Below are 25,342 nucleotides of genomic sequence, written 5' to 3' on the forward strand. Positions count from 1 at the left end.
AAATATCTATTAATAAATCAAAGAGTTAATGATTGTGCTTAAATTGTGTGATTTGGTTATGATTTGTTAGTAAAACGGATAAAAACAGAAGAGTTGGTAAAAGAGTCAAGGAGTCAGAGGAGTTAAAGGAGTAACGATGCATTCTACTTAACTCCTAAGTCGCGAAGCGACTGATAACTCCTTTGACTCCTTTGACTCCCTCCTTATAACGTCTTAACCTGCAGGTTTCGCCAAGCTACTTTAATACCTCCCCCGTCGTGAATTTGCAGGGCGATCCGTCCCTGGCCAGCACCGATTTTTTCATCATTGAGATTCACCATCTCTTCGCCATTCAACCAGGTCGTTACATTATTTCCTTGTACCTTTATGCGCAATGTGTTCCAATCGCCTTCTTTGAGTATCGTTTCTTTTTCGTCCGGAATCTGTACCAACCAACCCCGGCCATATGATTCGTATATGCCACCGGTATCATGGTTTTTAGGGGCTACTTCCACTTGCCAGCCGTTCACTTTAACACCTTCTTCGATGAAAGAACGAATGAATACGCCGGAATTACCGTCTGCTTCCTGTTTAAATTCAACGCTGAGGTCGTACTCGTCATAATAATTGCGGGTTGCCAGGTAACCGTATTTTTTATCCGGACCGCTTTCGCAATAGAGTAAACCGTCTTTTACATACCATAATTCTGTTCCATAGGCTTCCCATCCGGTAAGGTCTGTTCCGTTGAAAAGAGTTACTTCCTGCGTTTTGCGAGGCAGTTCTTTTACCTTTATATTGCGGAAAGAAGCAGGGTCGCCATGGTCTTGCAAACAAAGTACTCCTTTTTTAGCCAGGCCGTATTCCGGTGCATTGGCCCATTTGCCACTGTTCTTGCGTGCATGCCAATCTTCAGTCCAGGCTTCGAATTCCACTATTTTCTCTCCATTGAGCCAATGTTCTACATGTCCGTTGTCGAATACGATCTTGGAATTGTTCCATTGCCCGAAAGGGTTGACCTTCATCTTGGCTGGATCGGGCAAATGCATGGCATAGTCTACGCCCAGCTTTTGCCATTCTTCCAATTCTCCCTCAAAATTGGGGACATCCAACAATTGATATTCCGGCCCTGTTACGTAGGGAACTTTATATTGAGGACGTTCCACAACATGATACAACATACCGCTATTACCTCCTTTGGTCAGTTTCCAATCCCAGGACAATTCGAAATTTTCATATTGTTTCTCTGTAACAATATAACCGCTTCCGTCGCTGCCTGTTCCTTTTGCTTGTATGCAACCGTCGACTACATGCCAGGGTTCCGTCAACGTTGTGCCGTTATAGTCGCGCCAGCCGTCCATCGTTTGTCCGTCAAAAAGCAGTTGCCAGCCTTCGGCCTTTTCTGCTTCCGTCAGCGTGTTGTGCTGTGTCGTCTCACACGATGAAAACAATGTGCATGTCAATGCACAACAAGCCCATAGGCTTGCCATTCTTCCTTTTTTCATAAATCCATTCATTTTAGATCGTTTAATAAGTATATAATTATCGGGAACAAATATACATATAAATTGGGAGTTAAAGGAGTCAGAGGAGTTAGAGTAGTTAAAGTAGTTAAAGTAGTTAAAGTAGTCAGAGTAGTTAAAGGAGTTAAAGTAGTTAAGGAGTAACGATGCATTCTACTTGACTACTTTGACTACTCTGACTACTTGACTCCTCTGCCTTTTTAACTCCTCCTTTATCTTACTGCTGATGGGCATCGACAATGTTGCTGAAGCCCTTCGACAATGTTGCCGATGCGCTTCGACAATATTGCCGATGCGCATCGGCAACAGCATTTCCCCCTGAAAAGCGCATTTCTCCACAAAGTGTATTTCTCCAAGAGCCATACTATTTTAGTGAAAAAGCCCGCCCGCAGAAATATTGTCTATTTCGAATTATATGAGTAAATTTGCACCTTCTTTAATGTGAGACATATAACCCTAAAGTAAAAATGAGTAAGAAATTTGCCGAATATTCGAAGTTTGACCTGTCGAACGTGAATAAAGAGATGCTGAAGAAGTGGCAGGATGGGGACATCTTCCATAAGAGTCTTGAAATCCGTGAGGGGCAGCCATCGTATGTGTTTTATGAAGGTCCACCTTCTGCAAACGGTATGCCTGGTATTCACCACGTAATAGCTCGTTCGATTAAGGATATTTTCTGCCGCTACAAAACCATGAAAGGCTTTGAAGTAAAGCGTAAGGCAGGGTGGGATACCCATGGTCTGCCGGTTGAATTAAGCGTTGAGAAAGCGTTAGGTATAACCAAAGAAGATATTGGCAAAAAGATTTCTGTGGCCGAATATAATGCGGCTTGTCGTAAGGACGTAATGAAATACACCAAAGAGTGGGAAGACCTTACGGTTAAAATGGGTTATTGGGTGGATATGGAAGACCCGTATATCACCTATGATAACCGTTATATCGAGACTTTATGGTATTTATTGAAAGAACTGTATAAGAAAGATTTCCTGTATAAAGGGTATACGATTCAACCTTATTCACCGGCAGCGGGGACGGGATTGAGTACCCACGAACTGAATCAACCCGGTTGTTATCGGGATGTAAAAGATACGACGTGTACGGCACAATTCCGTATCACCGAGCCCAAACCGGAAATGACAGGGTTTGGAGAACCTTTCTTCCTGGCGTGGACCACTACACCGTGGACTTTACCTTCCAATACGGCTCTTTGCGTAGGCCCGGCGATTACGTATGTAGCTGTACAGACGTATAATCCGTATACCGGTATGCCTATGACGGCTGTGTTAGCCAAGGATTTGGTGTCCGCCTATTTCAATCCCAAAGCGGCCGATCTGGCATTGGAAGATTATAAAGAAGGGGATAAACTGGTTCCTTTTAAGGTCGTGGCAGAATGGAAAGGCTCGGAACTGGCCGGTATCCGTTATGAGCAACTGATCCCTTGGGTGAATCCGGGAGAGAAGGCTTTCCGGGTTATTACGGGAGACTTTGTGACAACGGAAGACGGTACGGGTATTGTGCATATAGCTCCTACATTCGGCGCGGATGACGACCGGGTGGCTAAGGCCAATGGTATTCCTCCGTTAATGCTGGAAGACAAAGAGGGGAACAAACGCCCGATGGTCGACCTGACAGGTAAATATTATAAGTTGGAAGATCTGGATCCTTTGTTTGTTCAAAAGCAAATGAATGCAGCGGATTACGATCCGTTTGCCGGACAGTTTGTGAAAAATGCATACGATCCGACTCTGACCGATAAAGATGAAACCCTGGATGTACGTATCTGCATGATGCTGAAAGTACAAAACCGGGTATTCCGCATAGAAAAACATGTACACAATTATCCGCATTGCTGGCGTACAGATAAACCGGTGTTATATTATCCGTTGGATAGTTGGTTTATCCGGACGACCGCTTGTCGTGAACGGATGATTGAACTGAATCATACGATCAACTGGAAACCGCAAAGTACCGGTACGGGTCGTTTTGGTAAGTGGTTGGAAAACCTGCAGGATTGGAACCTGAGTCGTAGCCGTTATTGGGGTACGCCTTTGCCGATCTGGCGGACGGAAGACGGAAATGAAGAGATCTGTATCGGCTCGGTAGAAGAATTATATCATGAGATAGAGAAATCTGTTCGTGCCGGATTTATGGAATCCAATCCTTTTGCAGCGTTTAAACCGGGTGTTTATACCGCTGAAAACTATGAGAAGATCGATTTGCATCGTCCTTATGTCGATGATATCACCTTGGTGTCCAGTAAAGGAGAACCGATGAAACGGGAGACAGACCTGATCGATGTATGGTTTGATTCCGGAGCGATGCCTTATGCACAGATTCATTATCCTTTTGAGAATAAAGAGATATTGGACAACCGGGATGTCTATCCGGCTGATTTCATTGCGGAAGGGGTGGACCAGACACGGGGCTGGTTCTTTACCTTGCATGCCATAGGAACGATGATTTTTGACAATATAGCCTTTAAGACGGTTGTGTCCAACGGGTTGGTATTGGATAAGAATGGAAATAAAATGTCCAAACGCTTAGGAAATGCGATCGATCCATTTGAGACAATCGATACATACGGTTCGGACCCCTTGCGCTGGTATATGATTACCAATGCATCTCCTTGGGATAATATCAAGTTCGATGTAGAAGGAATGGAAGAGGTGCGTCGGAAATTCTTCGGCACCTTGTACAATACCTATTCTTTCTTTGCCTTGTATGCCAATGTGGATGGCTTTGCTTATGCACAGCCGGATGTGGAATGGGAAAAACGACCGGAGATCGACCGTTGGATCCTTTCTTTATTGAACACATTGGTGAAGGATGTGGATGCCTATTACGATACGTATGAGCCTACCCGTGCCGGACGTGCAATCTCTGAATTTGTAAACGATAATCTGAGCAACTGGTATGTGCGTCTGAACCGCCGTCGTTTCTGGGGGGGAGGTATGACAGAAGACAAATTGTCTGCTTATCAGACCTTGTATACCTGTTTGGAAACCATTACTAAATTGATGGCTCCTATCGCTCCTTTCTACTCCGATCAAATGTTCCTGGATCTGATAGCCGTGACAGGGCGTGAAAAGATCGAATCGGTTCACTTATCCGATTTCCCGGTATGCCAGGAAGAATATATAGACAAAGGCTTGGAAGAACGGATGCAAATGGCTCAGGACATCTCGTCAATGGTGTTGGCGCTTCGTCGGAAAGTGAATATCAAAGTGCGTCAACCTTTACAAACAATCATGGTTCCGGTGATGGATGCCCATCAGCAGGAAAGTATTGAAGCGGTGAAGGATTTGATATTGAATGAAGTGAATGTAAAGGAACTGCGTTTTGTCGATAATACGGCCGGTATATTGGTGAAAAAGATCAAGCCGGACTTCAAAAAACTGGGACCGCGTTATGGTAAGATCATGAAAAGTCTTGCAGCCGTCATACAGGAGATGAAACAAGAGGATATCAATGCATTGGAATCGACGGGCACATTCACCTTGCAGGTAGAGGGAGAGCAGGCAACGATAGAATTGGCCGATGTAGAAATTATATCGGAAGATATTCCGGGTTGGCTGGTTGCCAATGAAGGCCGTCTGACTGTAGCTCTGGATATAACGATAACCGAAGAGCTGCGCAAAGAAGGGCTGGCGCGTGAATTAGTGAACCGTATTCAGAATCTTCGCAAGAGCAATGGGTACGATATCACCGACAAGGTGAAGATTCATGTGCTTTCTTCCGAGATGTTGGATGAAGCCATCAATGAATATAATGAGTATATCCAGAAGCAGGTATTGGCTGTTTCCTTAAAGGTGGTAGACATCCTGAGTGAACCGACGCTGTTGGAATTTGATGACTTTACGGTGTCGATCCGCGTAGAAAAGGCGTAATAATTTGGGGAGAATAAGCTGCAAATACGAAAATACCGTTATATTTGTAAACAAGTGAAATGAATACGTCGCTTAGTTGTTAGAATAAATCGAATGTTGAACCTCAAACTGAAGAATTATGGCAGAAAAAACGAGATATTCGGATGCTGAACTGGAAGAGTTCCGTACCATTATATTAGAGAAGCTGGAAATAGCAAAAAAGGATTATGAATCGTTGCGCGCAGGAGTAACCAATTCGGATGGAAACGATGTGTCGGACACTTCGCCCACATTCAAAGTGTTGGAAGAAGGAGCAGCGACCCTCTCGAAAGAAGAGGCCGGTCGTTTGGCTCAACGGCAGATGAAATTTATTCAGAATCTGCAAGCGGCATTGATCCGTATAGAGAATAAAACCTATGGCGTTTGCCGGGAGACCGGTAAGTTGATTCCGAAAGAACGTTTGCGTGCCGTGCCCCATGCGACTTTAAGTATTGAAGCAAAACAAGGCGGTGCGAAATAATATGAAATATACAAAAGGGTGGGGAGCAGTGTTAATCGTAATACTGCTCCTTCTGCTTGACCAGGCACTTAAGTTTTGGGTGAAAACCCATATGCAGTTACATGAGAGCTTTGAGATCACGTCGTGGTTTTATATCTATTTTACGGAGAATCCGGGCATGGCCTTTGGCATGGAAGTGATCAATAAATTGTTTCTTACGCTTTTCCGTATAGTTGCTGTCGTCTTTATTGGTTATTTTCTTTATAAATGGGTTAAGGCAAACTATCCATTCGGTTTTTTAGCGAGTATGGCCCTTGTCTTTGCCGGAGCGATAGGCAATATTATCGATTCTGTTTTTTATGGCGTGATATTTGACCATAGCTTTGGTCAGGTGGCTACCTTTATGCCTGAAGCCGGGGGGTATGGTACCTGGTTGCACGGAAAGGTGGTCGATATGTTCTATTTCCCATTGATTGAGACTACTTTCCCGGATTGGTTGCCTATATGGGGAGGGCAGGAGTTTGTTTTTTTCCGTCCTATCTTTAATGTGGCTGACTCGGCCATCTGTGTAGGAGCTTTTCTCCTTTTGTTGTTTTACCGGCGTACATTATCAAACAGCCTTTCCAAAGAAGAAAAAAAGGTGGATGCAAAATCATAAGTATATATATGTTATTGTATTGGGGGGGCTTTTATTCCTTTCCGGTTGTAAGAAGACTCCCAAAGATATTCTCTCAGAAAAGGATATGCAAAAGGTGCTGACGGATATGCTGATTGCAGAATCTATGGTAGGCACAGATTATACGACCTATTCCAATGACACGATTAAAACGGCCTTGTTTGAATCGGTCTTTCGCAAACATAAAATAACGCAGGCGACATACGATAGCTCGTTGGTTTGGTATGGGCGTAATCTGGATATCTATATGAAGGTATATGATCGCGTGATTGCCGATCTGAAGAAGCAGATCCGGGATCTGGGGGATGTACAGGCCGATGCTGCTCCGACCTCCAACCGTGATTCGGTGGATATATGGCCGCGCCGCAATGTGATGGAACTTTATCCTCAGGCGGTATTCAATGGAACTGTTTTTGATATTAAACCGGATAAGAATTATGCCTCCGGTAGTACTTTTGTTTTAGGTATGCGTGTTTGGGGACTTAGGGAGGGTATGAAGCATTATCCGGAGATACGCCTGCATGCTGTGCAAAAGGATACATTGATTACTATCAATAAAACAATCAATAAAGATGGGTATTATGCCTTTGACTTACGGACATTACCTACGCGTCAGGTATCTCGTGTGTATGGCTCTATCCGGATGGATAATGCGGAAAAATCGTATATGAAAATCTTTGTGGATAGTTTGAGTCTGATGCGATATAACTACAAACCTCTTTTCCAGAAAGAAGTGGGAGACTTAGAGATCCAGCCTCTTAGTGATTGATTTTTCGTATGCGTCGGTTGGCTTCACATTATATTTGGTGGCGGGATGTGTACCGGTTGCATTATCTGGAATTGGATGATGCGAATCGCTTGGTGGGTGTCTATCCCTTAACAGAAGAGATGGCAGGAACCGTCTTTGTGGAAGGGATACTTCTTCCGGTGCTCGCGGAAGAAACGAAGGTGGAAGAGAAGATGCCTCATTGGAAGCTTTTGACAGAGAAGGTGGAAATAGGTTCCTTTATTCAGGTTTATCACTTACAAGGACTGGAACTGACGGCGGCGAAACTCGGCACATATGATGGCGGTAGCCACTGCCACATTCAGCGACTCTGAAGTCTCTCTCTCGGTAGGATAGTTGGGGATAAACAATTTTTCGTTGATTAATTTTTCGATGTTGGGGCGTATCCCATTGCCCTCATTCCCCATAAGAAGGATGCCTGTGTCTTTTAATTCTTTGGCATATATATTTTCTCCGTCGAGGAAAGTGCCGTATAAAGCAACGGAGGTCTTCTTTTGTTTGATTAAAAACTCCTCCAGTTCGGTATAATAGATTTTGACATGAGCCAGGGCTCCCATGGTGGCTTGTACTACCTTGGGGTTGAATACGTCCACCGTATCTTTGCTGCAGATGATATGTTCTATGCCGAACCAGTCGGCTAAACGGATGATAGTGCCCAGGTTGCCCGGATCCTGTATGCCGTCCAGGGCAAGGACTAATTCTTCGGCAGGTTTGACCGTCTCTAAATCCCAGGAGGGTTGTTTGAATACGGCAATTACGTCTTGTGGGTTCTTCAGGAAACTGATTTTTCGGATATCCTCTTCCTCCCCTTCGAGTAACTCTGCGGTGGGGATGTCTCCTTGGGTTGCCATCCAGGAAGGTTTGGCGATGATAAGTTCGCAGGTGTAGGCCGTTAACATATCAGCAACCAATTTATTTCCTTCGGCGACAAAAGTCTTGTATTCGTTGCGGTATTTCTTTGATTCTAATGACCGGATATATTTTACTTTGTTCTTACTTACCATTCCCTTGCTTTTTACAAAGCAAAAGTAGAGGAAATTATTTTAATTCAAGTAAATTTGCGATTGTAAAAAAATGAATGATGATAAGTCGCCTGCGATTCATACTATGGATAGGTATTGCCGTTTTGTTTGCTTCCTGTAGCACAACAAGATTTGTAGGCGAGGGTGACTATTTATTGGATAAGGTCGAGATAAAATCGGACAATCCGGATTATAAAACGAGCGATTTGAAACCTTATCTTCGGCAACAACCTAATTTTAAATTGTTCGGATTGGTAAAATGGCAATTGTACGTATATAACTGGTCCGGCCGAAATGGAAAGAACTGGTTTAATAAACAGTTGCGGCGTATAGGGGAGGCACCGGTAATCCTGGATAGTACATTGATCGAACAATCAACAGCAGAGTTAGACCGTTTTCTGTTCAATAAAGGATATGTGCATGCCCAGGTTCATGCTACGGTAGACTCCTCCAAGCAGAAGAAAGCGACAGTGACTTATCATATAACCTCTCATGAGCCTTATCGTATCCATCGTTTTGCGATGGATCTGAATGATACCCATATAGATAGCCTGGTACGTCATACGACTGCCCGTCGCCCCTCTCTTCCTTCCGCTTTTCGTTCGACCCTGGAAGAGCAGACCTCTCTCGTGAAAGAAGAAAATTTGTTTGACCGGGATGTGTTGGACCAGGAGAGACAACGTATCACCTCTTTGTTGCGGCGCCGGGGGTATTTTGCTTTTAACAGGGATTATCTGGCTTATCTGGCGGATACGACTTCGATGAAAAACAGGGTCGATCTCGATATGATATTGAAACCTTACCGGCAATTGAATCCGGATGGAAGTATTACGGATACTTTGCATCGTCAATATGTTATTAATAAGGTGTCGGTGTTGACTGATTATAATCCATTGGGGGATAATGCAGCCGCTCGTTTTACTTTGACGGATTCGGTTAAAAGCCGTAATATCTCCGTTTTATACGGACAGAGTGGGAGAGGCATTCGTTCGAGCGTATTAAGTAAAGCCACCTATATAGCCCCCGGGCAATTGTATAACGAGAGGAATGTGGAACAGACCTATTCAGCTTTTGCTTCCCTGCGGGCATTGAAAAATGTAAATATCCGTTTCTCCGAATATGAAGAGAATGACTCTCTCAAGCTGGATTGTACAATTCTGACCTCTTTTGCTAAACCCCAGAGCCTGGGTTGGGATGTGGAAGGAACGAACTCGGCAGGAGACTTGGGTTTTGCTTCCAGTCTGACGTATCAACACCGGAATATATTCAAAGGCTCGGAAGTCTTTAGCGCCCGCCTGCGCGGGGCTTATGAATCTCTTTCGGGAGGGAAAGATTATGATGGGCTGGATAATTATTGGGAATGGGGAGGAGAACTTTCGGTTTTATATCCTCGTTTTCTGTTTCCTTTCTTAAGTTATGATTTCCGGCGTCGGTTGCGTGCTTCTACGGAAGTGAAAGCCAGTTATAATTGGCAAACCCGCCCGGAATATGAACGGGCGATTCTTTCCGCCGGGTGGAGTTATATATGGCATGACAGGAGTAATACGTTGGCCAGGCATGTGTTTAAATTGATTGATTTGGACTATGTCTTCTTGCCCCGCGTATCGGAAGATTTTAAAAACAAACTTCCGGAATCAATGATTCAGTATAATTATACGGATCAGTTTATAATGTCTGCCGGATATACCTATTCTTTCAATAATTATACGCCGCAGAATCGTTTGAGAAATACCCATTCCCTGCGTTTGTCTCTGGAGACATCCGGTAATTTATTGTATGCCATATCTACCTTGTCGAAAGCAAAGAAAGACGCAAACAACCGGTATGAGTTATTCGATATCAACTATGCACAATTTGTAAAAGCGGATATTGATTTAAGCAAAGGTATTGTCTTGGATAACCGGAACCGATTGGCGTTGCATTTAGGCATGGGCGTAGGGGTTCCCTATGGAAATGCCAAACGTTTGCCTTTTGAACGGCGTTATTTTTCAGGAGGAGCCAACAGCGTACGGGGGTGGTCTGTGCGGGAGTTAGGGCCGGGAAGTATGCCTGTCGATTCTGCCACGAGCTTCGCCTTGCAGGTAGGAGATGTCCGGTTGGATCTGAATGTTGAGTATCGGACCAAGCTCTTCTGGAAATTTGAATTGGCCGCCTACGTGGATGCCGGAAATATATGGACTATCCGCCCTTACGAGGATCAACCGAATGGGAATTTTGACCTGGCACGCTTTTACAAAGAAATAGCCGTTTCTTACGGTTTAGGCTTACGTCTGGACTTTGACTTTTTCCTTCTCCGTATCGATACCGGATTTAAAGCACATGATCCCCAAAAGAGTGGATCCAAAAGATGGGCGATTACCAATCCTAACTTCCGGAATAACTTTGCCTGGCATTTTGCCGTTGGATATCCTTTCTAAGAGAATATCACCTTTTCAGCGTGAAAAATCTCCCGCGCCATTTTGTATATCTAAAAAAAATACTACCTTTGCCCCCCGAATAAGGCCGGTCGGGTAGCTCAGCTGGATAGAGCAACAGCCTTCTAAGCTGTGGGTCATGGGTTCGAATCCCATCCTGATCACCCTAATAAAGCAGTTAATTCTACGGAGTTAGCTGCTTTTTTAATTTGGTTTTGTTAAAGCATGATTATGCTCTTTTTGTGTCAAATTGTTACAAATCCGTCACTTAGTTGTCACTCGTTTTTACTGATTTTATCATGGTTTTAGGAGGGTTCAGTAATGGGGGTTGTCACGAAATAGTAACAAAACTATGCTTTTGGATTATTATTTTCTGAATCAGCTGTTTGGCTTGGCTGTTATTCAGAATAGGTAACGGATAAGTAACGAGATAACTTCATCAATTTGCCCCGCTTTGAGCAGGTTGATTAGCTTGGTACAAAGTTAAGTAAATTTTCTCTATTGACAAATTCCTTTCGGTATAGATGATGTATATCGACTCCATAAGTTACCTTTTACTACTTTGATATACATCATATTGAGCCGATATAATCTCTGCAATTTCATCCCGAAACCATTTAGGAGATAAAACTTCAACCTCTGATCCATGAGAGAGCAACTCCTGTCGAAAATCAAAGCTTGGTTTTATATGGTAGCTGAATATGGTATAGTCGGATGTACTTTCAACTTCCTTTTGCGAGTGATGCAATGGCAAAGCCCTGATATAACTATCTTGAATTTTATATACCTTAATCAGAACGTTTTCTGTTTTGTGTCCGTCTCCGGCTACAATTCCAAAGCAGTCCATAAAAAATGCTTCTCCATCAAAGTTTTTTGGTAACTGGAATTTATTCTCATTGATGTGGATATGTTTGATTCTATCTAAAGCATAAATGAGGATGTTTTCTTTATATGAGCTGTATCCTATAACATACCAACGTTGTTTAAATACTTTTATACAATAAGGATGAATCTCAAAAGTATTAGGTGTATCTCGCCAAAAACTCTGATAAGTCATTTCAATGGATAGGCTATCCCTCATTGCTTCAATAATAGATGTCAAATGCATTTGCCCAGATGGTATTTTTTCAAATAAAATACGTTGTTTGAGTTTGTGACTCTCATTTATCAGATTATTTACTGCGAATGTATTTAATAGCCAACTCCGAACGCCTCCATGTTCCATATCATCGGTATTCTCTATGTAATATTTATATCCATTTCGCTTATCACACTCAATATTAATATCAAACATCTGCTCAATAGCCTGCCGATGGTTATGGAAAGTGCGCAAAGGAAGATCTTCTCCATCAAAATTTAATAATGATCTTTGCCAATATTCATTAATCTCTTCGAATGTTATTTTCCCTCTTCGATAAATGATGTCAACTAGCCAAACATATCTGTTGAATAAATTGGACGTGTTATCCTTAGAACTTTTTTTCTTTTCCATATCAATTAAATCCTATTCTTTTTCGTTCTTCATTCTTATACAAAAACTCGCTTTGGCAGTAGCTATGTACCGTCTCCAATGTCGGTGTTACTCCGCTTAAGATGGAGTCCACAGTATATTTGCGAACGATATTTTCTATTTGTCCACCGCTGAAATTATAATTATTTGCTAATTCTAATCTCTCTTGCTCAGATAATGTTGGCAACATGGTTTGCCAAATTTTTTCTTTAGCTTCAATACAAGGTTTCTCAAACTCAATCTTGTACAAGAATCTTCGTTCAAAAGCTTTATCCAAATTTTGTGTAAGGTTGGTTGTGGCAATCATAATTCCATCAAGATTTTCCATCTCTTGCAAAATGATATTCTGAATTGAATTTTCCATTTTATCCACTGCTCTTTCTGCTCCATTTTGACGAATTCCTAGCACTGCATCTGCCTCGTTAAAGAGGAGAATTGGGGTGGTTTCTGACTGTTCTGAAAATCTACGATAACGATCAAAAAGACCCTTAATGTGTTTTTCGCTTTCACCAACCCACATACTTTTTATCTCCGACACATTTACTGTCAAAATATCTCTATTTGTTTGTCGTGCAATTTGGTAGACGGTTTCTGTTTTACCCGTACCGGGGACTCCATAAAACAAGCATGCAAACCCTTTTCTCATTCCACTTCCAATCAATCGCTTTTGGACAGACATGAAATTTTCCTGTTGCAACAAAGAAGATAATTGTGCTATTTGAGAATTTTCTTTTTTGTTGTAGTAGAGTGATTTTACAGCAATATCTGTTGCACAAATAATATCTTCGGGTTTTTTCTGTTTTTTGATTTCGATCTCTAGCTCTGATAATAATTCATCTTTAGCCTTGTCTGTAAGGCTATAATAATCTCTACTAACCAAATCACTCCCTTTTTTTGTTTCAACTAAATTTTGTGTAAATAATGTATTCCATTGATATTTGAACCCATTACGCACGTTAATGAATTCTGATTTTGAGTTGAATATACGTTCCATATCATAAAAACCAAGACTATCATCATTTTCATTAACAAATTTGTGACAAAATAATAAAAGCATTGTTACCTCATAGCCATCCTCTTCGTTGTCGATAGAGTATGAATTTATTGCTTTGGAGATTTCCAAATGTGGATTCTCCTCAATAAGTTCGTTAATTCTTTGTGACAAATCCTCGATAGATAGCTCGTCATCTTCTGCATCATTGAAAAGTTGATATAAAAAATCAAAAAACTTCTTTGGAGTCAAATTTGTGATGGATGGAGCTGAATATGGTGTGTTTTTCTTTAAAGCACCTACAACATCCTCAGGGACACGATATGTACTGTGTCTTTGATGCCTACTTGGCTTTCTTTTCCTAATATATCCTCTCTTTTCAATAGCATCAAAATCCTCGGAATGACACATTAAGGCAACATTGCGACAGTCAAAATGCCGAGCAATATCATTGATTTTTATTGATTCATCATAACTCTGATCTATAAAAATCGCAAGAAAAACGGTTTGCCTCTCTGTAAGAGATAGCTTATCCGATAATATCTTTGCGTGAGGCTTGCAGTTGGCAATAGCTTCATCACTAAACTTCGATTCTTTTGTGAAGGAAACAATTTTCTCAATGTGTTGCATCAATGTCATTTTGCTAAAATTAGGTCTCTTCTTTGGCTTAGATGTCTCTTGAGACTGTTCCTTTTCCTTCTTTGTTGTTCTCAACTGTCGCATATTAAGTGTAATTAAATTGTTCTAATTTCGCGAATAAGCTCATCCTTTTTCTCTTCAACAATACGACTCCATAGGGAAGACGATTGAAGATCTGATACAGGAATGTAGTCTTTAAATTCTTTCAAAAAATCAGAACTGTACAACTCATTTAATCCCCAATTAGAGATAAGTTCCTCCCAATTCCATTTGTCCACAAACTCTTTCAATAGCTCTCGGTTAAATTTGATGCTAGAGTTTGAAGACAACTTTGTCCAATTCCAGTATACCTTAAACTTTTCAAGCATTTCTACAGAGAATAGACTCCAAGAAGAGGAATCAGACAGTTCGTCCCAGTCAATCCTGTTCTTATATTTCTCAATCATAGAGTTAGTCCATAATATTTCCCGATTTCCAGACACCTCTTTCCAGTTCACTTTGTCTTTGTACTTATCCAAGAGTTGTTCATTCCATGGTAAACTGCCTGACACTTCTTTCCATGCTAAATCTTCAATTACCTTCTCCATAAAATCCTCATTCAAATTTCTTGTACTCATAATCTTTTTTTTAATATTATACATAAGTCTCAATTATACTACAAAGGTATTGGATTGGTATGCCATATATTAGCACAGGACATAAAAGTTTCTAAAAAAACTGCTCGTATGAGCAGTTTTTTTCATATAGCAAGAGATTAAGGAGCTGGAGCATGTTTCCCTTTGTTTGAACCATCTGGATGTCGATGACACCAAGCGCCAGTTAGCGAGGTTAATGAGGAATAAGAAGTTCCACAATATCTACAGGTGTATTTACTCTTTTCACTACCTTCGTATAATTTGTGTTTCCCTTTGTTTGATCCGTTGGGATGCCGATGACACCATGCTCCGGTCAAAGATGTTACACTTGAATACTTTGTTCCACAATACTCACAATAAAAATTTGCCATAACATTTCTATTTTAATGGTTTATATATTTTTACAAAATCACATCTTGTATATGCCAAAAGAGAGCATTAGTTGGATCAGATAATTAATGGATTGTGTTTTCTTTCCATTGTTTATCTGATTCAAAACTTGTTAGATCTATGCTATCACCGATAAAGCCGTGCTCTCTTGCGAAATCTTCATCTACCCATGCAGTCATTTCAAGACCTGCTTCATCACAAATTTTATAATATTCATTCTCGGATATTTCTTTATCTAAATATCTCGCTCTTATTTCCATCCATTTTTCAATATGTGTCATTTGTCGCTATTTATATATCAAATACGATAGGGTTGTTTAATAGTTGATAATTTTCATCTACTAATGCTGTATTGGCAAAGGTCGTATATTTAGACTCCTCAATACCATAAGCATCGTGGATATGCCCGAAAAGATGATAACGAGGACGAACCTCTGATATCTTTTGAAGTAAATCAGGACAACCATAAGAAATATTATTGGCGTTATCCAAAATACCAAGCGGTGGGCGATGAGAAATCAATACATCTATATCATTTGGAATTTGTGCAATCAAGTTGAGGTAATTACCACTCACATCATCGGAAAAGAAAAACGGAGTACCCCAAAATTTCAAACCTTCAATCTTAACGCCACTATTGCAGAGGTAAAAACAGTTTTCAGGTAAAAACTGCTGAATTCCCTTTATATCTTTCTCCTCTAAGCAATAATCGTGATTACCGGCAATGAAAATTTTATACTGATAATCTAACGCTCCAAACCATTCAACAAAATCCACAACTTCCTTACCAGTGCCAGCATACGAAATGTCACCGGAATGGACAATAATATCGGCAGCTGGTAGATTATTTAACTGCCGATGGAGGTTGTGAGTGTCGGAGAGGTGGAGGAGGCGCATAGGGATTAGATTATTTTATGTATCAGATTCTCAAATTCTACGATATACATATCTTTATTTATCTCGGATTCAGGGAAAAACAAATATTGTTCATCAATCATTATACGTTCATTTCTGTTATTTAATAAATATATATTTCGATCTGAATTCCATTGAAATTTATAATCCTCATATTTATTCCACTTGAAATTTATATCCCAGCCTCTAAAGAAAGACATTCCAGCAACTATCTGCCAATGATCAATTTCGATTAAATTGTCATTCATTAGTTCTGATAATATATTATCCCGTTTATCCATATCTAAAATAATTCCAGGATAACGTGCCGGATAAATGGCTTTATGCCCATGAATATCTCTTACCCTTGATGCTTCCATATTAGTTGCAACATAGGATAACAGAGTTGTTTCATATATTTTTTTATGCCAATTGACGGTACTAATATCGACAATCGAAAGATTTCCTGATAAAATAATGTTCATTACTTGTCTTAAGCCCGAATTTGTTAACAGGATTTTCCACGTGTAACTCTTATTATCAAAGACCTCTTTATTATACCATAAATAATCCCAAGGGTTTTCTACTCGTGAAACGAAGGTTCTTAAAAGTAAAGCATCCGTTCTATATTTCATTTCAGGGGTATCTTTTACCCCATTTTCGTCAAAATATTCATTTGCTTTTTTAAAACGAATGTCAAATAAGTTCCACTCAACTTCTTTATCATCATCTGCTCTATATAAAAAACGGATACATCCTTTAAAAAAAGCATACTTTTCTGCTTCAATAATTCTTTCTTCCCAGTTTTCTTTTTCTTCTTCCTCTGTAAACTTATCTTCACGAATAATTATACGAGCTTTTTCTTTTTCTTCTTCCATTTGTTCTTTGGCAAAATCTGATTTTATGGAAATACTTGAATTTGCCAAAGTTCCATATAAATTTCGCGAAAAATAAGAAAGTTCCTGAACCAAACGTATTGCCCCAATCATTGCTTGAACTGTGGTTATATTTCCATTCTCCACGATATTCCAAACTACACGCATCCAACGCCTAAAACTTATTTCCTCATATTCACCACCGTCGAAATAACAACATATCGCATAAAAAGAAACCCTTTGAGATTGAGTTAATGTTGTTATTTTATAGTGTCCATCATTATTCTTTTCTCCAAGGTACTCCGGAATAAATCTAAAATCAGAATTACTTTGCCAAGGTGGAGAAAACAAGCGATTTCTTTCTTCTTCTGCTGTAGAACCAAAAAACGCACAGAAATTATCCATCATTATTTCAAAACGAGCAATAAGAGAATTTAGATAATTTTCTTCTTGATATATTTCAAAACCACCATATTCATGATACTGTCCGTCATAAATATACCTAAATAATCTATTCTGCTCAATATTTTCTTGAGTATACAGGTAATTATCAGTCCCAATTTCTGTTGCAGTAATTAAATAATTCAGCATAAATCGATTAATAAACGCAAAATAGATTTCATCTATCCCTTGTTCTGGAGATCTGTATTTCCAAAAAAGATCAGTCCAAGTTGTATCTAATTTATGCGCAATTGAGTTTTTCGGATTATCTGATTTATCTAAATCATTCTCCTTGATGTATCCGACAAGGTCGGCTTTGAAATTTTCGAAGTTTGTTAAGGGTTTTCCTCTGGCATTCATTTTGATATATAAGTCATCTGACAAACCTATTCCGAATAAGTCTAAATAATAGAATATAATGGGGCAACTGTTACTTTGGAGTTTTTCCCAATAGCGAACATACAAAGAATCTTCGCAACCTTCAAATATTTCTTCAATTCCATCAATGATCTCATTTTCATCTTTATCTTTCATCGAGGTTCCACCAAGCATATAAAGCATGGACTGAATAGTTGGGTCTTGTTTCCAAACTGACAAAAACCATGTTTGCTTTTGAATGTGCTCTACGATTTTATCGGAACTACAACTTGTAAACTCCGATAGTTTTGAGCAAAATTCGCGAGAAGAAACCCTTGTTTCGTAAGAGAAATTTTTGAATATTTCTTTATGATCGTTCAATTTCCCGGCTTTGTGAGCTATAAACCAATGTAAAAGCCATAAAGTCGTCAATCTTTGCTGTCCATCCAACGGATTCAAATGCTTATTTTCGATGCTTCCGTAAACAAAATCAAGCTTCAATTTTTTTTCTTCGTTATTTAACTTATCATCTAACGCATTCTTTAAATCACCGAGAAAGGTTTCTCGCAGTTTTTCTTTACCCAATCGCCCCTGTGCATAGTCGCGTTGAATAATAGGAATTTCTATTTTATGCTGTTTCAGAAAATTCCAAAATGTTGTTTGTTGAGTATTAGTGCTATTGTTCATTTGATTCTCTTTCTTTTGTCGATTCTAAAAATATGGATAAAGCAGTTCTTATATTGCTTAGGTATGCTTCTGCGTCTTGCTTATCCCATTCTCGTAAATTGTTAGTTGAATGGTTGAAGTATTTTAAGAATACATTTTTTGTGCAAGGCGGCACAAATGCAATACCTCCTTCTTTTTCTTCAACCTCAAGTGTATCACTAATTTCATATTTTTTGCCTTGATCTTTACCTACAATAATTCTTCGCTTTGAAGGAAAAATAGAGTTTCCATACCCTCTGTTTGTTGAAGAATCCAATAGACAGAAATTATATAGCCTATCTTTCTCATCATCAGATAATCTACTTTCATTTTTTGGTTGACGGTGAAAATATGTTACATCATTGTATAAATCAAAAAAATCACCTCCTTCTTGAATAAATGTGTGAATTTTTCCTTTTAAAATTTCATCTTGAATTCCAAATAAAGAATACTTCAACCATTCTTTCTGATCTCTCTCGCTTTCTAGCTGATTTTCAGTATTGGAATCAATATGCTCAACATCCCATTTTTCTTTTTTGAATAAATGAAAAGGAAATTTGTAAAAGACAGGAAGTCTGTATTTTTCACTCTTTTTGAGATTTTTATTTTGATTAACTATTGTTTGAATATTATGTAATAGAAGTATCGGGCGGCATTGAGTTTTTGGATTGTTAGAGGTTTCATATTGCTTGTTTAGATCAGAACATGCCGATAATGTATCTTTTATCTTTTCGATAAGATAATGATTCACAAACTTATCTTTTGTTTGATTGTCGATACTCCAGTGAGATATTAAATCTGATATTTTTAGTTTTGATATTCGCTGTCCATTTACATCTGATAATAAATATCCGATGTAATGATACAGTTCCAAGTCGTTAAACCATTCTACAAATATTTGAAATATTTTTTTTACCTCTTGCCAACATTCGGTAATTCCATTTTCGTTTTCAGGCTTCTTAAACCAAGTGTAGAAGTACCTGAAAGTTTGGTATTCATCTGTTCCTATCTCTTTTATCTCCTCAGTTGTGAGCTTAAGAATGTTTTTGCTGCAAATTAAATCAAAAATTAAATCTATCCTTGTTGGTTTGTCATAATCTTTTTCATTCAAAAAAAGCCAAAATTCATCATTTTGCAATGTATATTCGATGGTATCCCATTCACCGGCAATTTCTTGTTGCTGAAGTCTTATCTTTTGAGAATCATTTCCCCGAAAATTTGACCTGTTCAAAAACAAAGCTTTTATAAGTTCTGCATTGGTCAAAGATATCTTCCCTATATTCAACCGTGTAAATACTTTGATTGGATTTTCATTTTTTGATTCGTACCAAATGAATTTTACTTTTTCGAGCAAGGTATTAAGAAAATTAGCTGAGTCTTCGGCTTTAATTTCAAACCATTCAGCAATTTGCTTTTTAGCTTCAATCATGTGATAATAGTCAATATTAGGGTCTTCCGCATTCGCATTAATCTGCGCCAAAAAAGCCTCACTGTCAGGTCGTGTTTCATATTCAATCAAATAATGATTTCCTTTGGTAAGATGGGATAGTAGAATGAAAATTGTAGTTAGCCGCTGCTGACCATCAATAACTTCCCATTTTGTAAATTCTGAAATGATTTTTTCTGTCTCCTGCAGTAAATTGTCCTTGTCGTTTATTGCAGAAAGTTTTTCTTTAAAATCAAACTTTCTGTCATTTGGAATGCCTTTTTTTACAACTAACGGTTGAATACAATAAAAACCTTCATGCTTTTTATTCATAAATTCATTAATGTCGTCTAGTAAATCTTTCACTTGCTGTTTAGTCCAGCGATATCCGCGTTGATAATTCGGAATAAAGAAATTCATTCCTTGTAATTCACTGATTGATTTTAACTCAATTTTATTACTACTCATTTTTTATATTCTACATTATTTGTAATGCTATCTTCGCACAAGCTTCCGCATCAGCCAAGGCGTGATGATGATTTTCCAAGTCGTATCCTACATGTGCTGCCACTGTGTGCAGTTGATGATTTTCCAAGTTGGGGAACTCTTTTTTAGCTGTTCGATAGGTGCAATGAAATTCATAATTAGGATATTGCATCTCATATAAATCATGTACAGCTTTCAAACAACCTGCATCAAAAGGACTATTATGCGCAACCAATGGCAGATTCCTCAGTTTAAGCTTAATGCCTTCCCATACTTCTGGAAACTCCGGTTCATTTAGTGTGTCATAATAAGACAATCCATGAATATCCGTAGCCCATGAACAATAAAAATTGGGTCGTGGGCGGACAAGACTATATATCTTATCTACGACTACACCATTCTCTACAATGACAATTCCCAAGCTACATATACTTGAGCGATTGTAGTTTGCCGTTTCAAAATCTATTGATGCGAAATTTAACATTCGTCTATATTCTAAGTTACTATTCTCATAAAGAAAAAGCGTGGTACTGTACGCTTATCTTGTTAGAGGTATCGCCAAACACCTTGTAGCAAATAAACAACAGCCCACGCCTGATATGTTGCACAAAATGTACAATCATCAAACAGGAACGCTATGTTTATCCTTGCTACATTAGTCAATTGGCGATTTCCTAAACAAAGGATGAAACTTGACGCTTCTTCAATATGTATAAGCAACCTGTTGTTGCTGATTGCAAATATACATATTTATTTTCAGAAGCGAGTAGCGTTCAGGCTGTTGCTATTTGCTGCAACAAAAATAATCTATCTGTATGCCAAATCGTTGCGTATGCTGTTTATTTACCTCTTCCTCCCTCTATTCTTCTGTTGAACAATAGGTTGTTTGGGCTTTTGCTCCTCTTTTTGAGTTTTTGGCAACCGCGGGTCGCTCCATGATTCCTGATAATCCGTATCAGACTTGTTAGCTTTCCAGAGATATGGATACGCATAGTTTACACCTCCAAACCATTTTACTTTGGCTTTGGTGATATATCCGTTTTCAATCAAGATTTTATCTCTGATACGCATTTCGTACTTGCCATATTTCACAAACTCATCAGGATTGTCATAGGTGAGTAACACCCGTTTCTTCTCATCATTAAGGAAAGCATATGCTGAAAACTGTGTTTTCCCATCTTTAGCTGTCATATTTTTAAGGAAAATATAATCGCCGTCCATCAAGGTTTTCTCTTGCTCATCACTCAATTTTACACCCTTAACAACAAGGTTACGTTTTGCTGTTTGTGAATTGGTTTCGGCTTCTTTTCTTGCCCTTTCATCGGCTTCCAGTTTCGCTTTTTGCTCCGCCTGCTGCCGTAAGTAAGCATCTTCTGTTCGCCTGTTTTCTTCCAAAAGGTTCTTCTGAAACTCCTTCTTTAGATTCCCGAAGCTGTATTTCCTATCAATTTCAGAGCCTTTGAAAGCAATATTCTCATATTTGAACGATACACCTTGAATTTCATTTGAGCCTCGCTTAAACTTATAATCTATCTCAACTCCAGACTTTTCAAGAGCAAATCTCAGGTCAGCAGGGTTCTTGCAGCTGGGTAAAACCGTCTTTATGGCATCATGGATAAAGTACTTAATTTTATCAGGATTCTTCAATTTCTCCCGCTTGACTTTCTCTTTATCCTTGCCATAAGTGAGCTTGTGTTTGTCCTTCAGCTTCTTGCAAACCTTGATATTCCGTTTATAATCGTGGTTAACGGAGATAAGTTTAAGGTCGTTATTGATACGGTTATAAACAATATGCAGATGTGGATTCTCTGTGTTATGGTGGCGAACAATGATATATTGAGTGTTGCCAATACCCATTTTTTGCATATATTCTTTGGCTAATTGCACCATAAAATCATCGGTCATCCGGTGTTTATCTTCGGGTGAAAAGGCAATTGGGATATGTCCGACAGGCTGTTTCACTTCCCTTCTACCGGAACGCTGCATGGCAAAGCTCCGGATAATATCTTCTTTCTTAGCTGCCCATACACCTTCCGCTTCGAGCAAAGTTGCCCCTTCATGCATCACATAGGATACGCAACCCTTGAATGACTTCCCTTTAATATTCTTAGCGATCATGGAACAGGCTTTTGATTTTGTCAATAATTTCGATGAGAACTTCTGTTACCATATATAATCCTCTTTGATGGGCAAGTTTGGTAATCTGATTCAGATTATTCGCCATACCTGAAAGTTTACGCATCAGGTCGAGTTCTTCCAATGTAAAGCAGGATTTTACTTTTCCTTTAAGAGCCATTTCCCGTGCGTATTGAGTAGCTTTTCATTCCCAATTTCTCGGCTTTCTCTTTCAAAAGAAAATAGTCATCCTCAGTCAATTTCAGGTTAATTGACCGGGTTAACTTGGTCTCTTCTTTTAGAGGGCGACCGGGTTTTGCTTTATGTTCTTTCTTATTTTCTATCACTAGTGTCCCATTAAAACTTAAAAACACTCATCTAATCGTTTGATAAATAGTTTATTATAGAGAAATTACGAATAAACGGACTTCAATTTTCATCTCTTCAAAAAAACTAATTTTCAACATAACAAAGTGCGGTGTGGGTCTTGTGAGCCAAGTTTAACTGATTAAATTTTAATAATCTCATTTTAATGGGACACTAGTGATTTTCTATAATATTTTGATTGAAAATATTCATTTAAGCCGAAGCGAAAGCGACCATCGGGAGATTGAGCGAAGGCGTTCACACAACAGACTGCCGGAGTGACCATCGGGAGCGGAGTCGTCGGTCGTGAAGTGACCTTACCGGTTGCAACCATCGGGCGCATTAGGTATGGTCACTGCCCCGCAGGGCAAGGTATGCATAGGAGTAACGAGAAAGAGCCGTCAGGCGAATTTCGGGTTACCCGTGCGATTACCTTGCTACTGAACATTTCATGTTCCGTTAGAGAAGTAAGCCATAAACGATACAGGCGTACTCTTCATATGGTAGAAGCCAACTATTAAAGCTTCTTCCATCCTTCGACATCATCCTGATAGATGTCCAAATGGTGGCGGGCAAGGTTTTCGATGAAGCCCGACACGCTCCGTCCTCTGCCGCCCAAACGGTGGACTATCTCATCTATCCTGTCCCGCACCTCTCGGCTGATAAAGACAGGCTTGCGGTCTTCAAGTTTGGGGATAGTTAGAAATGTTTGTCGATACTCTTCAAGCGATTCTTTCCGCTGTTTGGAAGTGGTTCGCTTAGAAACTATCGTTGGGATAAGAAGTTCGTTTGAATTAAGACCTTCGACAGCTTGGGTTTGCAAACTATCTTTACTATCGTCCGTTTCGTTCGGTTGGATAGTTTCATCGGTGCCGATATCGTTACCGGCAACTTCTCTTTCAACCGCCTTTTGAAATTCTGCCTCTATGTCATCGCTGACGGAGTTCGTTTCCCTTGTTTTGACAAATCCCGAGGTTGGCAGAAAATCGTCTGGGATTTGAACTTTGCCTTTCCGGCTTTCTGTTTGCTTACTACTCATAGCATACTGTGTTTAGAAAATTATTACTATGGCTTCCCATACTATGGGCAACCAATTATCGACAGCAAATAAACGACTATTAACCAGCAGGCTGAACAGATTGGGTTTATATGAAATAATCCGCAATAACTTTCTACTTTGTTTACTATGTAATCGGTTCAGACTGCACCGATTTTCCGATTTGATTATGCTCTGTCAATAAAGTCCTCTGATTTTTTAAAGTAAATTATATGAATTGCAGAAAGTTTGAAGCCTCTCCCAGCCACAAGTACGCACACATCCTCCGAACCATTGAGTAATGAATTATTCTGTTTTTCTTCGTGTCGGACAAACGAAATTTTGCAGGACTTCGAAGCCACTCTATGCCAAATCGGTGCCACATGCTGCCACCTGATTTAGAATCCATTGAATAGCGGACAATTCTGCTTTACTTCGTTGGCGAAACGGTGAAGACAGCACCGCCGAAAGAGATGATACCGTAGAAAAATACTGTATCCGGTTGCATACGAAACGGAATTCTTTCAGGTGCTAAACAGACACTGTAATTTTGAGTGTAAATGAGAAAAATTGAATTATAAATTAAATAGTAAGACTATGCAAATCATTAATGTAGATGCGGAAACATTCGAGGCGATGCTCTCGAAGTTCGAAGATTTTGCAAGCCGGATAGAGAAACTCTCCCGCTTGCATGGGGATAAGGATATGAAAGAGTGGATGGATAATCAGGACGTGTGCCAACTGCTGAACATTTCGAAACGGACACTTCAAACGCTTCGGGATAACGGAACGCTGGCGTACACCCAAATCAGCCATAAGACTTATTACAGACCGGATGATGTTCTTAAGATTGTTCCGATAGTGGAAGAAAAGCGGAAGCTGGCTAAATATAAAGGGAAACAGCTATGAGACCAGAAGAGAAATATCAATCAGACATCAATCATCTGTTTTCTTGGCAAGGTGGATGGGAAAGTATAAATGGTAATCCCGATGTATATATCTTTCGGGACTATGACGGTAGTTACTATCTGCTTACATATAGCTATGACAGGGATTACGGACGCGGGAGCTTTTCTTGCCACAGGATAGAGTCGGACGAAAATGGTTGCTATATCTGCATGGGAACAAAGCATTATCGCTTGACGGAAGAGAAATATCCATACGGATTATGTATCGGGGATTGGGGCAGCTATATGAAAAATTAGAATGAAACGAAAATCAAGTTTAACATAAAAAAGAAAGGAGCAACATTATGAGTAACCAGTTAATTACACGGGAGAACAATGAGAGGGTCAAGGGATTTTTTCTTACGCTCGAACGGATATCTGTCGCAGTAGAGAAATTATTCTCCTCTCGCAAACCAACCCTGAACGGCGACAGCTTTTATACGGATGAAGAACTATCCGAGAAATTGAAGTTGAGCAGAAGGAGTTTGCAGGATTATCGGAACGAGGGACGAATCCCCTACATCAAGCTGGGAGGTAAAATCCTCTATCGCAGTTCGGATATTGAGAAATTGTTGGAAGATGGGTATCGGGAGAAGTTGAGGTAGTCGCTCCACATAAGGAAAGTACGAATAATTTTTCCTTTTTCGACTGATAAACACCTCTTAATTGGAAAATCCTCTCCTCGTTGACCCCTGTTCGCCAATCAAAACTGATCCTCTCTGCCAATTGAAATTGACCCCGTTTGCCAATTGAAATTGCCCCCCCC

The 25,342-nt window shown here is 39.6% G+C and carries 22 protein-coding genes and 1 tRNA gene; 10 read left to right on the plus strand and 13 right to left on the minus strand.

Annotation, left to right across the window (positions count from 1 at the left end; translation table 11 throughout):
• Positions 1 to 203: 203 nt before the first annotated feature.
• Positions 204 to 1,493 (minus strand): DUF1080 domain-containing protein, encoded by a 1,290-nt coding sequence (locus tag D0T51_RS06645; protein ID WP_163726932.1) that lies wholly within the window; start codon positions 1,491 to 1,493, stop codon positions 204 to 206.
• A gap of 473 nt (positions 1,494 to 1,966) precedes the next feature.
• Here D0T51_RS06645 and ileS point away from each other — a divergent pair, with 473 nt between their 5' ends.
• The 5 genes from ileS (at position 1,967) to D0T51_RS06670 (ending at position 7,641) form a co-directional block, all read left to right on the plus strand.
• Positions 1,967 to 5,386, plus strand: coding sequence for an isoleucine--tRNA ligase (gene ileS, locus D0T51_RS06650; protein WP_163726935.1), 3,420 nt, complete (start codon positions 1,967 to 1,969; stop codon positions 5,384 to 5,386).
• Positions 5,387 to 5,504: 118 nt separating this feature from the next.
• Positions 5,505 to 5,885: a TraR/DksA C4-type zinc finger protein gene (locus D0T51_RS06655; protein ID WP_163726936.1), complete on the plus strand. Its 381-nt coding sequence runs from the start codon at positions 5,505 to 5,507 to the stop codon at positions 5,883 to 5,885.
• A 1-nt stretch (position 5,886) separates the two neighbouring features.
• Positions 5,887 to 6,522 (plus strand): lipoprotein signal peptidase, encoded by a 636-nt coding sequence (locus tag D0T51_RS06660; protein ID WP_163726939.1) that lies wholly within the window; start codon positions 5,887 to 5,889, stop codon positions 6,520 to 6,522.
• Positions 6,509 to 7,309: a DUF4296 domain-containing protein gene (locus tag D0T51_RS06665; protein ID WP_163726941.1), complete on the plus strand. Its 801-nt coding sequence runs from the start codon at positions 6,509 to 6,511 to the stop codon at positions 7,307 to 7,309. The genes D0T51_RS06660 and D0T51_RS06665 overlap by 14 nt, the downstream gene beginning before the upstream one ends.
• Positions 7,310 to 7,317: 8 nt before the next feature.
• On the plus strand, positions 7,318 to 7,641 hold the full coding sequence (locus D0T51_RS06670; protein ID WP_163726944.1) for a hypothetical protein: 324 nt from the start codon (positions 7,318 to 7,320) through the stop codon (positions 7,639 to 7,641).
• Here the strand turns inward: D0T51_RS06670 and D0T51_RS06675 are convergent.
• Entirely contained in the window at positions 7,564 to 8,331 is a 768-nt protein-coding gene (locus D0T51_RS06675) for an RNA methyltransferase (RefSeq protein WP_163726947.1), read from the minus strand. The genes D0T51_RS06670 and D0T51_RS06675 overlap by 78 nt on opposite strands.
• A gap of 74 nt (positions 8,332 to 8,405) precedes the next feature.
• Between D0T51_RS06675 and D0T51_RS06680 the strand changes: the two genes are divergently transcribed.
• Entirely contained in the window at positions 8,406 to 10,766 is a 2,361-nt protein-coding gene (locus tag D0T51_RS06680) for a BamA/TamA family outer membrane protein (protein WP_373457009.1), read from the plus strand.
• Between the two features lie 87 nt (positions 10,767 to 10,853).
• A tRNA-Arg gene (locus D0T51_RS06685) sits at positions 10,854 to 10,927 on the plus strand.
• A 383-nt stretch (positions 10,928 to 11,310) separates the two neighbouring features.
• On the opposite strand, the gene D0T51_RS06690 is transcribed toward D0T51_RS06685, so the two are convergent.
• The 11 genes from D0T51_RS06690 to D0T51_RS06740 form a co-directional block, all read right to left on the minus strand.
• On the minus strand, positions 11,311 to 12,255 hold the full coding sequence (locus tag D0T51_RS06690; RefSeq protein WP_163726950.1) for a YafY family protein: 945 nt from the start codon (positions 12,253 to 12,255) through the stop codon (positions 11,311 to 11,313).
• A gap of 1 nt (position 12,256) precedes the next feature.
• Entirely contained in the window at positions 12,257 to 13,987 is a 1,731-nt protein-coding gene (locus D0T51_RS06695) for an ATP-binding protein (protein ID WP_163726953.1), read from the minus strand.
• Between the two features lie 11 nt (positions 13,988 to 13,998).
• The gene (locus tag D0T51_RS06700) at positions 13,999 to 14,520 is read right to left on the minus strand and encodes a hypothetical protein (RefSeq protein WP_163726955.1); all 522 of its coding nucleotides are present in this window, start codon (positions 14,518 to 14,520) and stop codon (positions 13,999 to 14,001) included.
• Between the two features lie 473 nt (positions 14,521 to 14,993).
• A complete protein-coding gene (locus tag D0T51_RS06705; RefSeq protein ID WP_163726958.1) occupies positions 14,994 to 15,209 on the minus strand; it encodes a hypothetical protein in 216 nt (71 codons plus the stop codon).
• A gap of 10 nt (positions 15,210 to 15,219) precedes the next feature.
• Positions 15,220 to 15,825: a metallophosphatase domain-containing protein gene (locus D0T51_RS06710; RefSeq protein WP_163726961.1), complete on the minus strand. Its 606-nt coding sequence runs from the start codon at positions 15,823 to 15,825 to the stop codon at positions 15,220 to 15,222.
• A 5-nt stretch (positions 15,826 to 15,830) separates the two neighbouring features.
• Entirely contained in the window at positions 15,831 to 18,182 is a 2,352-nt protein-coding gene (locus tag D0T51_RS06715) for a DUF262 domain-containing protein (RefSeq protein ID WP_163726964.1), read from the minus strand.
• Positions 18,172 to 20,094, minus strand: coding sequence for a DUF262 domain-containing protein (locus tag D0T51_RS06720; protein ID WP_163726967.1), 1,923 nt, complete (start codon positions 20,092 to 20,094; stop codon positions 18,172 to 18,174). Before D0T51_RS06720 ends, D0T51_RS06715 begins: the two co-directional genes overlap by 11 nt.
• Before the next feature lie 10 nt (positions 20,095 to 20,104).
• Positions 20,105 to 20,596, minus strand: a complete 492-nt coding sequence (locus D0T51_RS06725; RefSeq protein ID WP_163726970.1) for a 3'-5' exonuclease — start codon at positions 20,594 to 20,596, stop codon at positions 20,105 to 20,107.
• Positions 20,597 to 20,955: 359 nt separating this feature from the next.
• Entirely contained in the window at positions 20,956 to 22,230 is a 1,275-nt protein-coding gene (locus tag D0T51_RS06730) for a relaxase/mobilization nuclease domain-containing protein (RefSeq protein ID WP_163726973.1), read from the minus strand.
• Complete coding sequence (mobC, locus tag D0T51_RS06735) at positions 22,220 to 22,408, minus strand: plasmid mobilization relaxosome protein MobC (RefSeq protein WP_239056717.1); 189 nt, start codon at positions 22,406 to 22,408, stop codon at positions 22,220 to 22,222. The genes D0T51_RS06730 and mobC overlap by 11 nt, the downstream gene beginning before the upstream one ends.
• 702 nt (positions 22,409 to 23,110) lie before the next feature.
• Positions 23,111 to 23,632 (minus strand): DUF3408 domain-containing protein, encoded by a 522-nt coding sequence (locus D0T51_RS06740; protein WP_163726976.1) that lies wholly within the window; start codon positions 23,630 to 23,632, stop codon positions 23,111 to 23,113.
• A 594-nt stretch (positions 23,633 to 24,226) separates the two neighbouring features.
• Here D0T51_RS06740 and D0T51_RS06745 point away from each other — a divergent pair.
• The 3 genes from D0T51_RS06745 to D0T51_RS06755 are packed head-to-tail and all read left to right on the plus strand — an operon-like array spanning position 24,227 to position 25,181.
• On the plus strand, positions 24,227 to 24,538 hold the full coding sequence (locus D0T51_RS06745) for a helix-turn-helix domain-containing protein (RefSeq protein ID WP_163726979.1): 312 nt from the start codon (positions 24,227 to 24,229) through the stop codon (positions 24,536 to 24,538).
• Positions 24,535 to 24,834: a hypothetical protein gene (locus tag D0T51_RS06750; RefSeq protein ID WP_163726982.1), complete on the plus strand. Its 300-nt coding sequence runs from the start codon at positions 24,535 to 24,537 to the stop codon at positions 24,832 to 24,834. Before D0T51_RS06745 ends, D0T51_RS06750 begins: the two co-directional genes overlap by 4 nt.
• Before the next feature lie 47 nt (positions 24,835 to 24,881).
• Entirely contained in the window at positions 24,882 to 25,181 is a 300-nt protein-coding gene (locus D0T51_RS06755) for a helix-turn-helix domain-containing protein (protein ID WP_163726984.1), read from the plus strand.
• Positions 25,182 to 25,342 lie beyond the last annotated feature (161 nt).

Origin of the sequence: Parabacteroides sp. 52, from assembly GCF_010500925.1 — a bacterium.
In the GTDB taxonomy this organism is placed as follows: Bacteria; Bacteroidota; Bacteroidia; order Bacteroidales; family Tannerellaceae; genus QVMG01.

Coding starts and splice junctions, on each gene's coding strand:
- D0T51_RS06755 (WP_163726984.1), top strand. CDS start 24,882: ATGAGTAACCAGTTAATTACACGGGAGAACAATGAGAGGGTCAAGGGA.
- D0T51_RS06670 (WP_163726944.1), top strand. CDS start 7,318: ATGCGTCGGTTGGCTTCACATTATATTTGGTGGCGGGATGTGTACCGG.
- D0T51_RS06700 (WP_163726955.1), bottom strand. CDS start 14,520: ATGAGTACAAGAAATTTGAATGAGGATTTTATGGAGAAGGTAATTGAA.
- D0T51_RS06655 (WP_163726936.1), top strand. CDS start 5,505: ATGGCAGAAAAAACGAGATATTCGGATGCTGAACTGGAAGAGTTCCGT.
- D0T51_RS06725 (WP_163726970.1), bottom strand. CDS start 20,596: ATGTTAAATTTCGCATCAATAGATTTTGAAACGGCAAACTACAATCGC.
- D0T51_RS06690 (WP_163726950.1), bottom strand. CDS start 12,255: ATGGAAAAGAAAAAAAGTTCTAAGGATAACACGTCCAATTTATTCAAC.
- D0T51_RS06645 (WP_163726932.1), bottom strand. CDS start 1,493: ATGAATGGATTTATGAAAAAAGGAAGAATGGCAAGCCTATGGGCTTGT.
- D0T51_RS06695 (WP_163726953.1), bottom strand. CDS start 13,987: ATGCGACAGTTGAGAACAACAAAGAAGGAAAAGGAACAGTCTCAAGAG.
- D0T51_RS06740 (WP_163726976.1), bottom strand. CDS start 23,632: ATGAGTAGTAAGCAAACAGAAAGCCGGAAAGGCAAAGTTCAAATCCCA.
- D0T51_RS06750 (WP_163726982.1), top strand. CDS start 24,535: ATGAGACCAGAAGAGAAATATCAATCAGACATCAATCATCTGTTTTCT.
- D0T51_RS06680 (WP_373457009.1), top strand. CDS start 8,406: ATGATGATAAGTCGCCTGCGATTCATACTATGGATAGGTATTGCCGTT.
- D0T51_RS06715 (WP_163726964.1), bottom strand. CDS start 18,182: ATGAACAATAGCACTAATACTCAACAAACAACATTTTGGAATTTTCTG.
- D0T51_RS06745 (WP_163726979.1), top strand. CDS start 24,227: ATGCAAATCATTAATGTAGATGCGGAAACATTCGAGGCGATGCTCTCG.
- mobC (WP_239056717.1), bottom strand. CDS start 22,408: ATGGCTCTTAAAGGAAAAGTAAAATCCTGCTTTACATTGGAAGAACTC.
- D0T51_RS06710 (WP_163726961.1), bottom strand. CDS start 15,825: ATGCGCCTCCTCCACCTCTCCGACACTCACAACCTCCATCGGCAGTTA.
- D0T51_RS06705 (WP_163726958.1), bottom strand. CDS start 15,209: ATGACACATATTGAAAAATGGATGGAAATAAGAGCGAGATATTTAGAT.
- D0T51_RS06720 (WP_163726967.1), bottom strand. CDS start 20,094: ATGAGTAGTAATAAAATTGAGTTAAAATCAATCAGTGAATTACAAGGA.
- D0T51_RS06665 (WP_163726941.1), top strand. CDS start 6,509: ATGCAAAATCATAAGTATATATATGTTATTGTATTGGGGGGGCTTTTA.
- D0T51_RS06730 (WP_163726973.1), bottom strand. CDS start 22,230: ATGATCGCTAAGAATATTAAAGGGAAGTCATTCAAGGGTTGCGTATCC.
- ileS (WP_163726935.1), top strand. CDS start 1,967: ATGAGTAAGAAATTTGCCGAATATTCGAAGTTTGACCTGTCGAACGTG.
- D0T51_RS06660 (WP_163726939.1), top strand. CDS start 5,887: ATGAAATATACAAAAGGGTGGGGAGCAGTGTTAATCGTAATACTGCTC.
- D0T51_RS06675 (WP_163726947.1), bottom strand. CDS start 8,331: ATGGTAAGTAAGAACAAAGTAAAATATATCCGGTCATTAGAATCAAAG.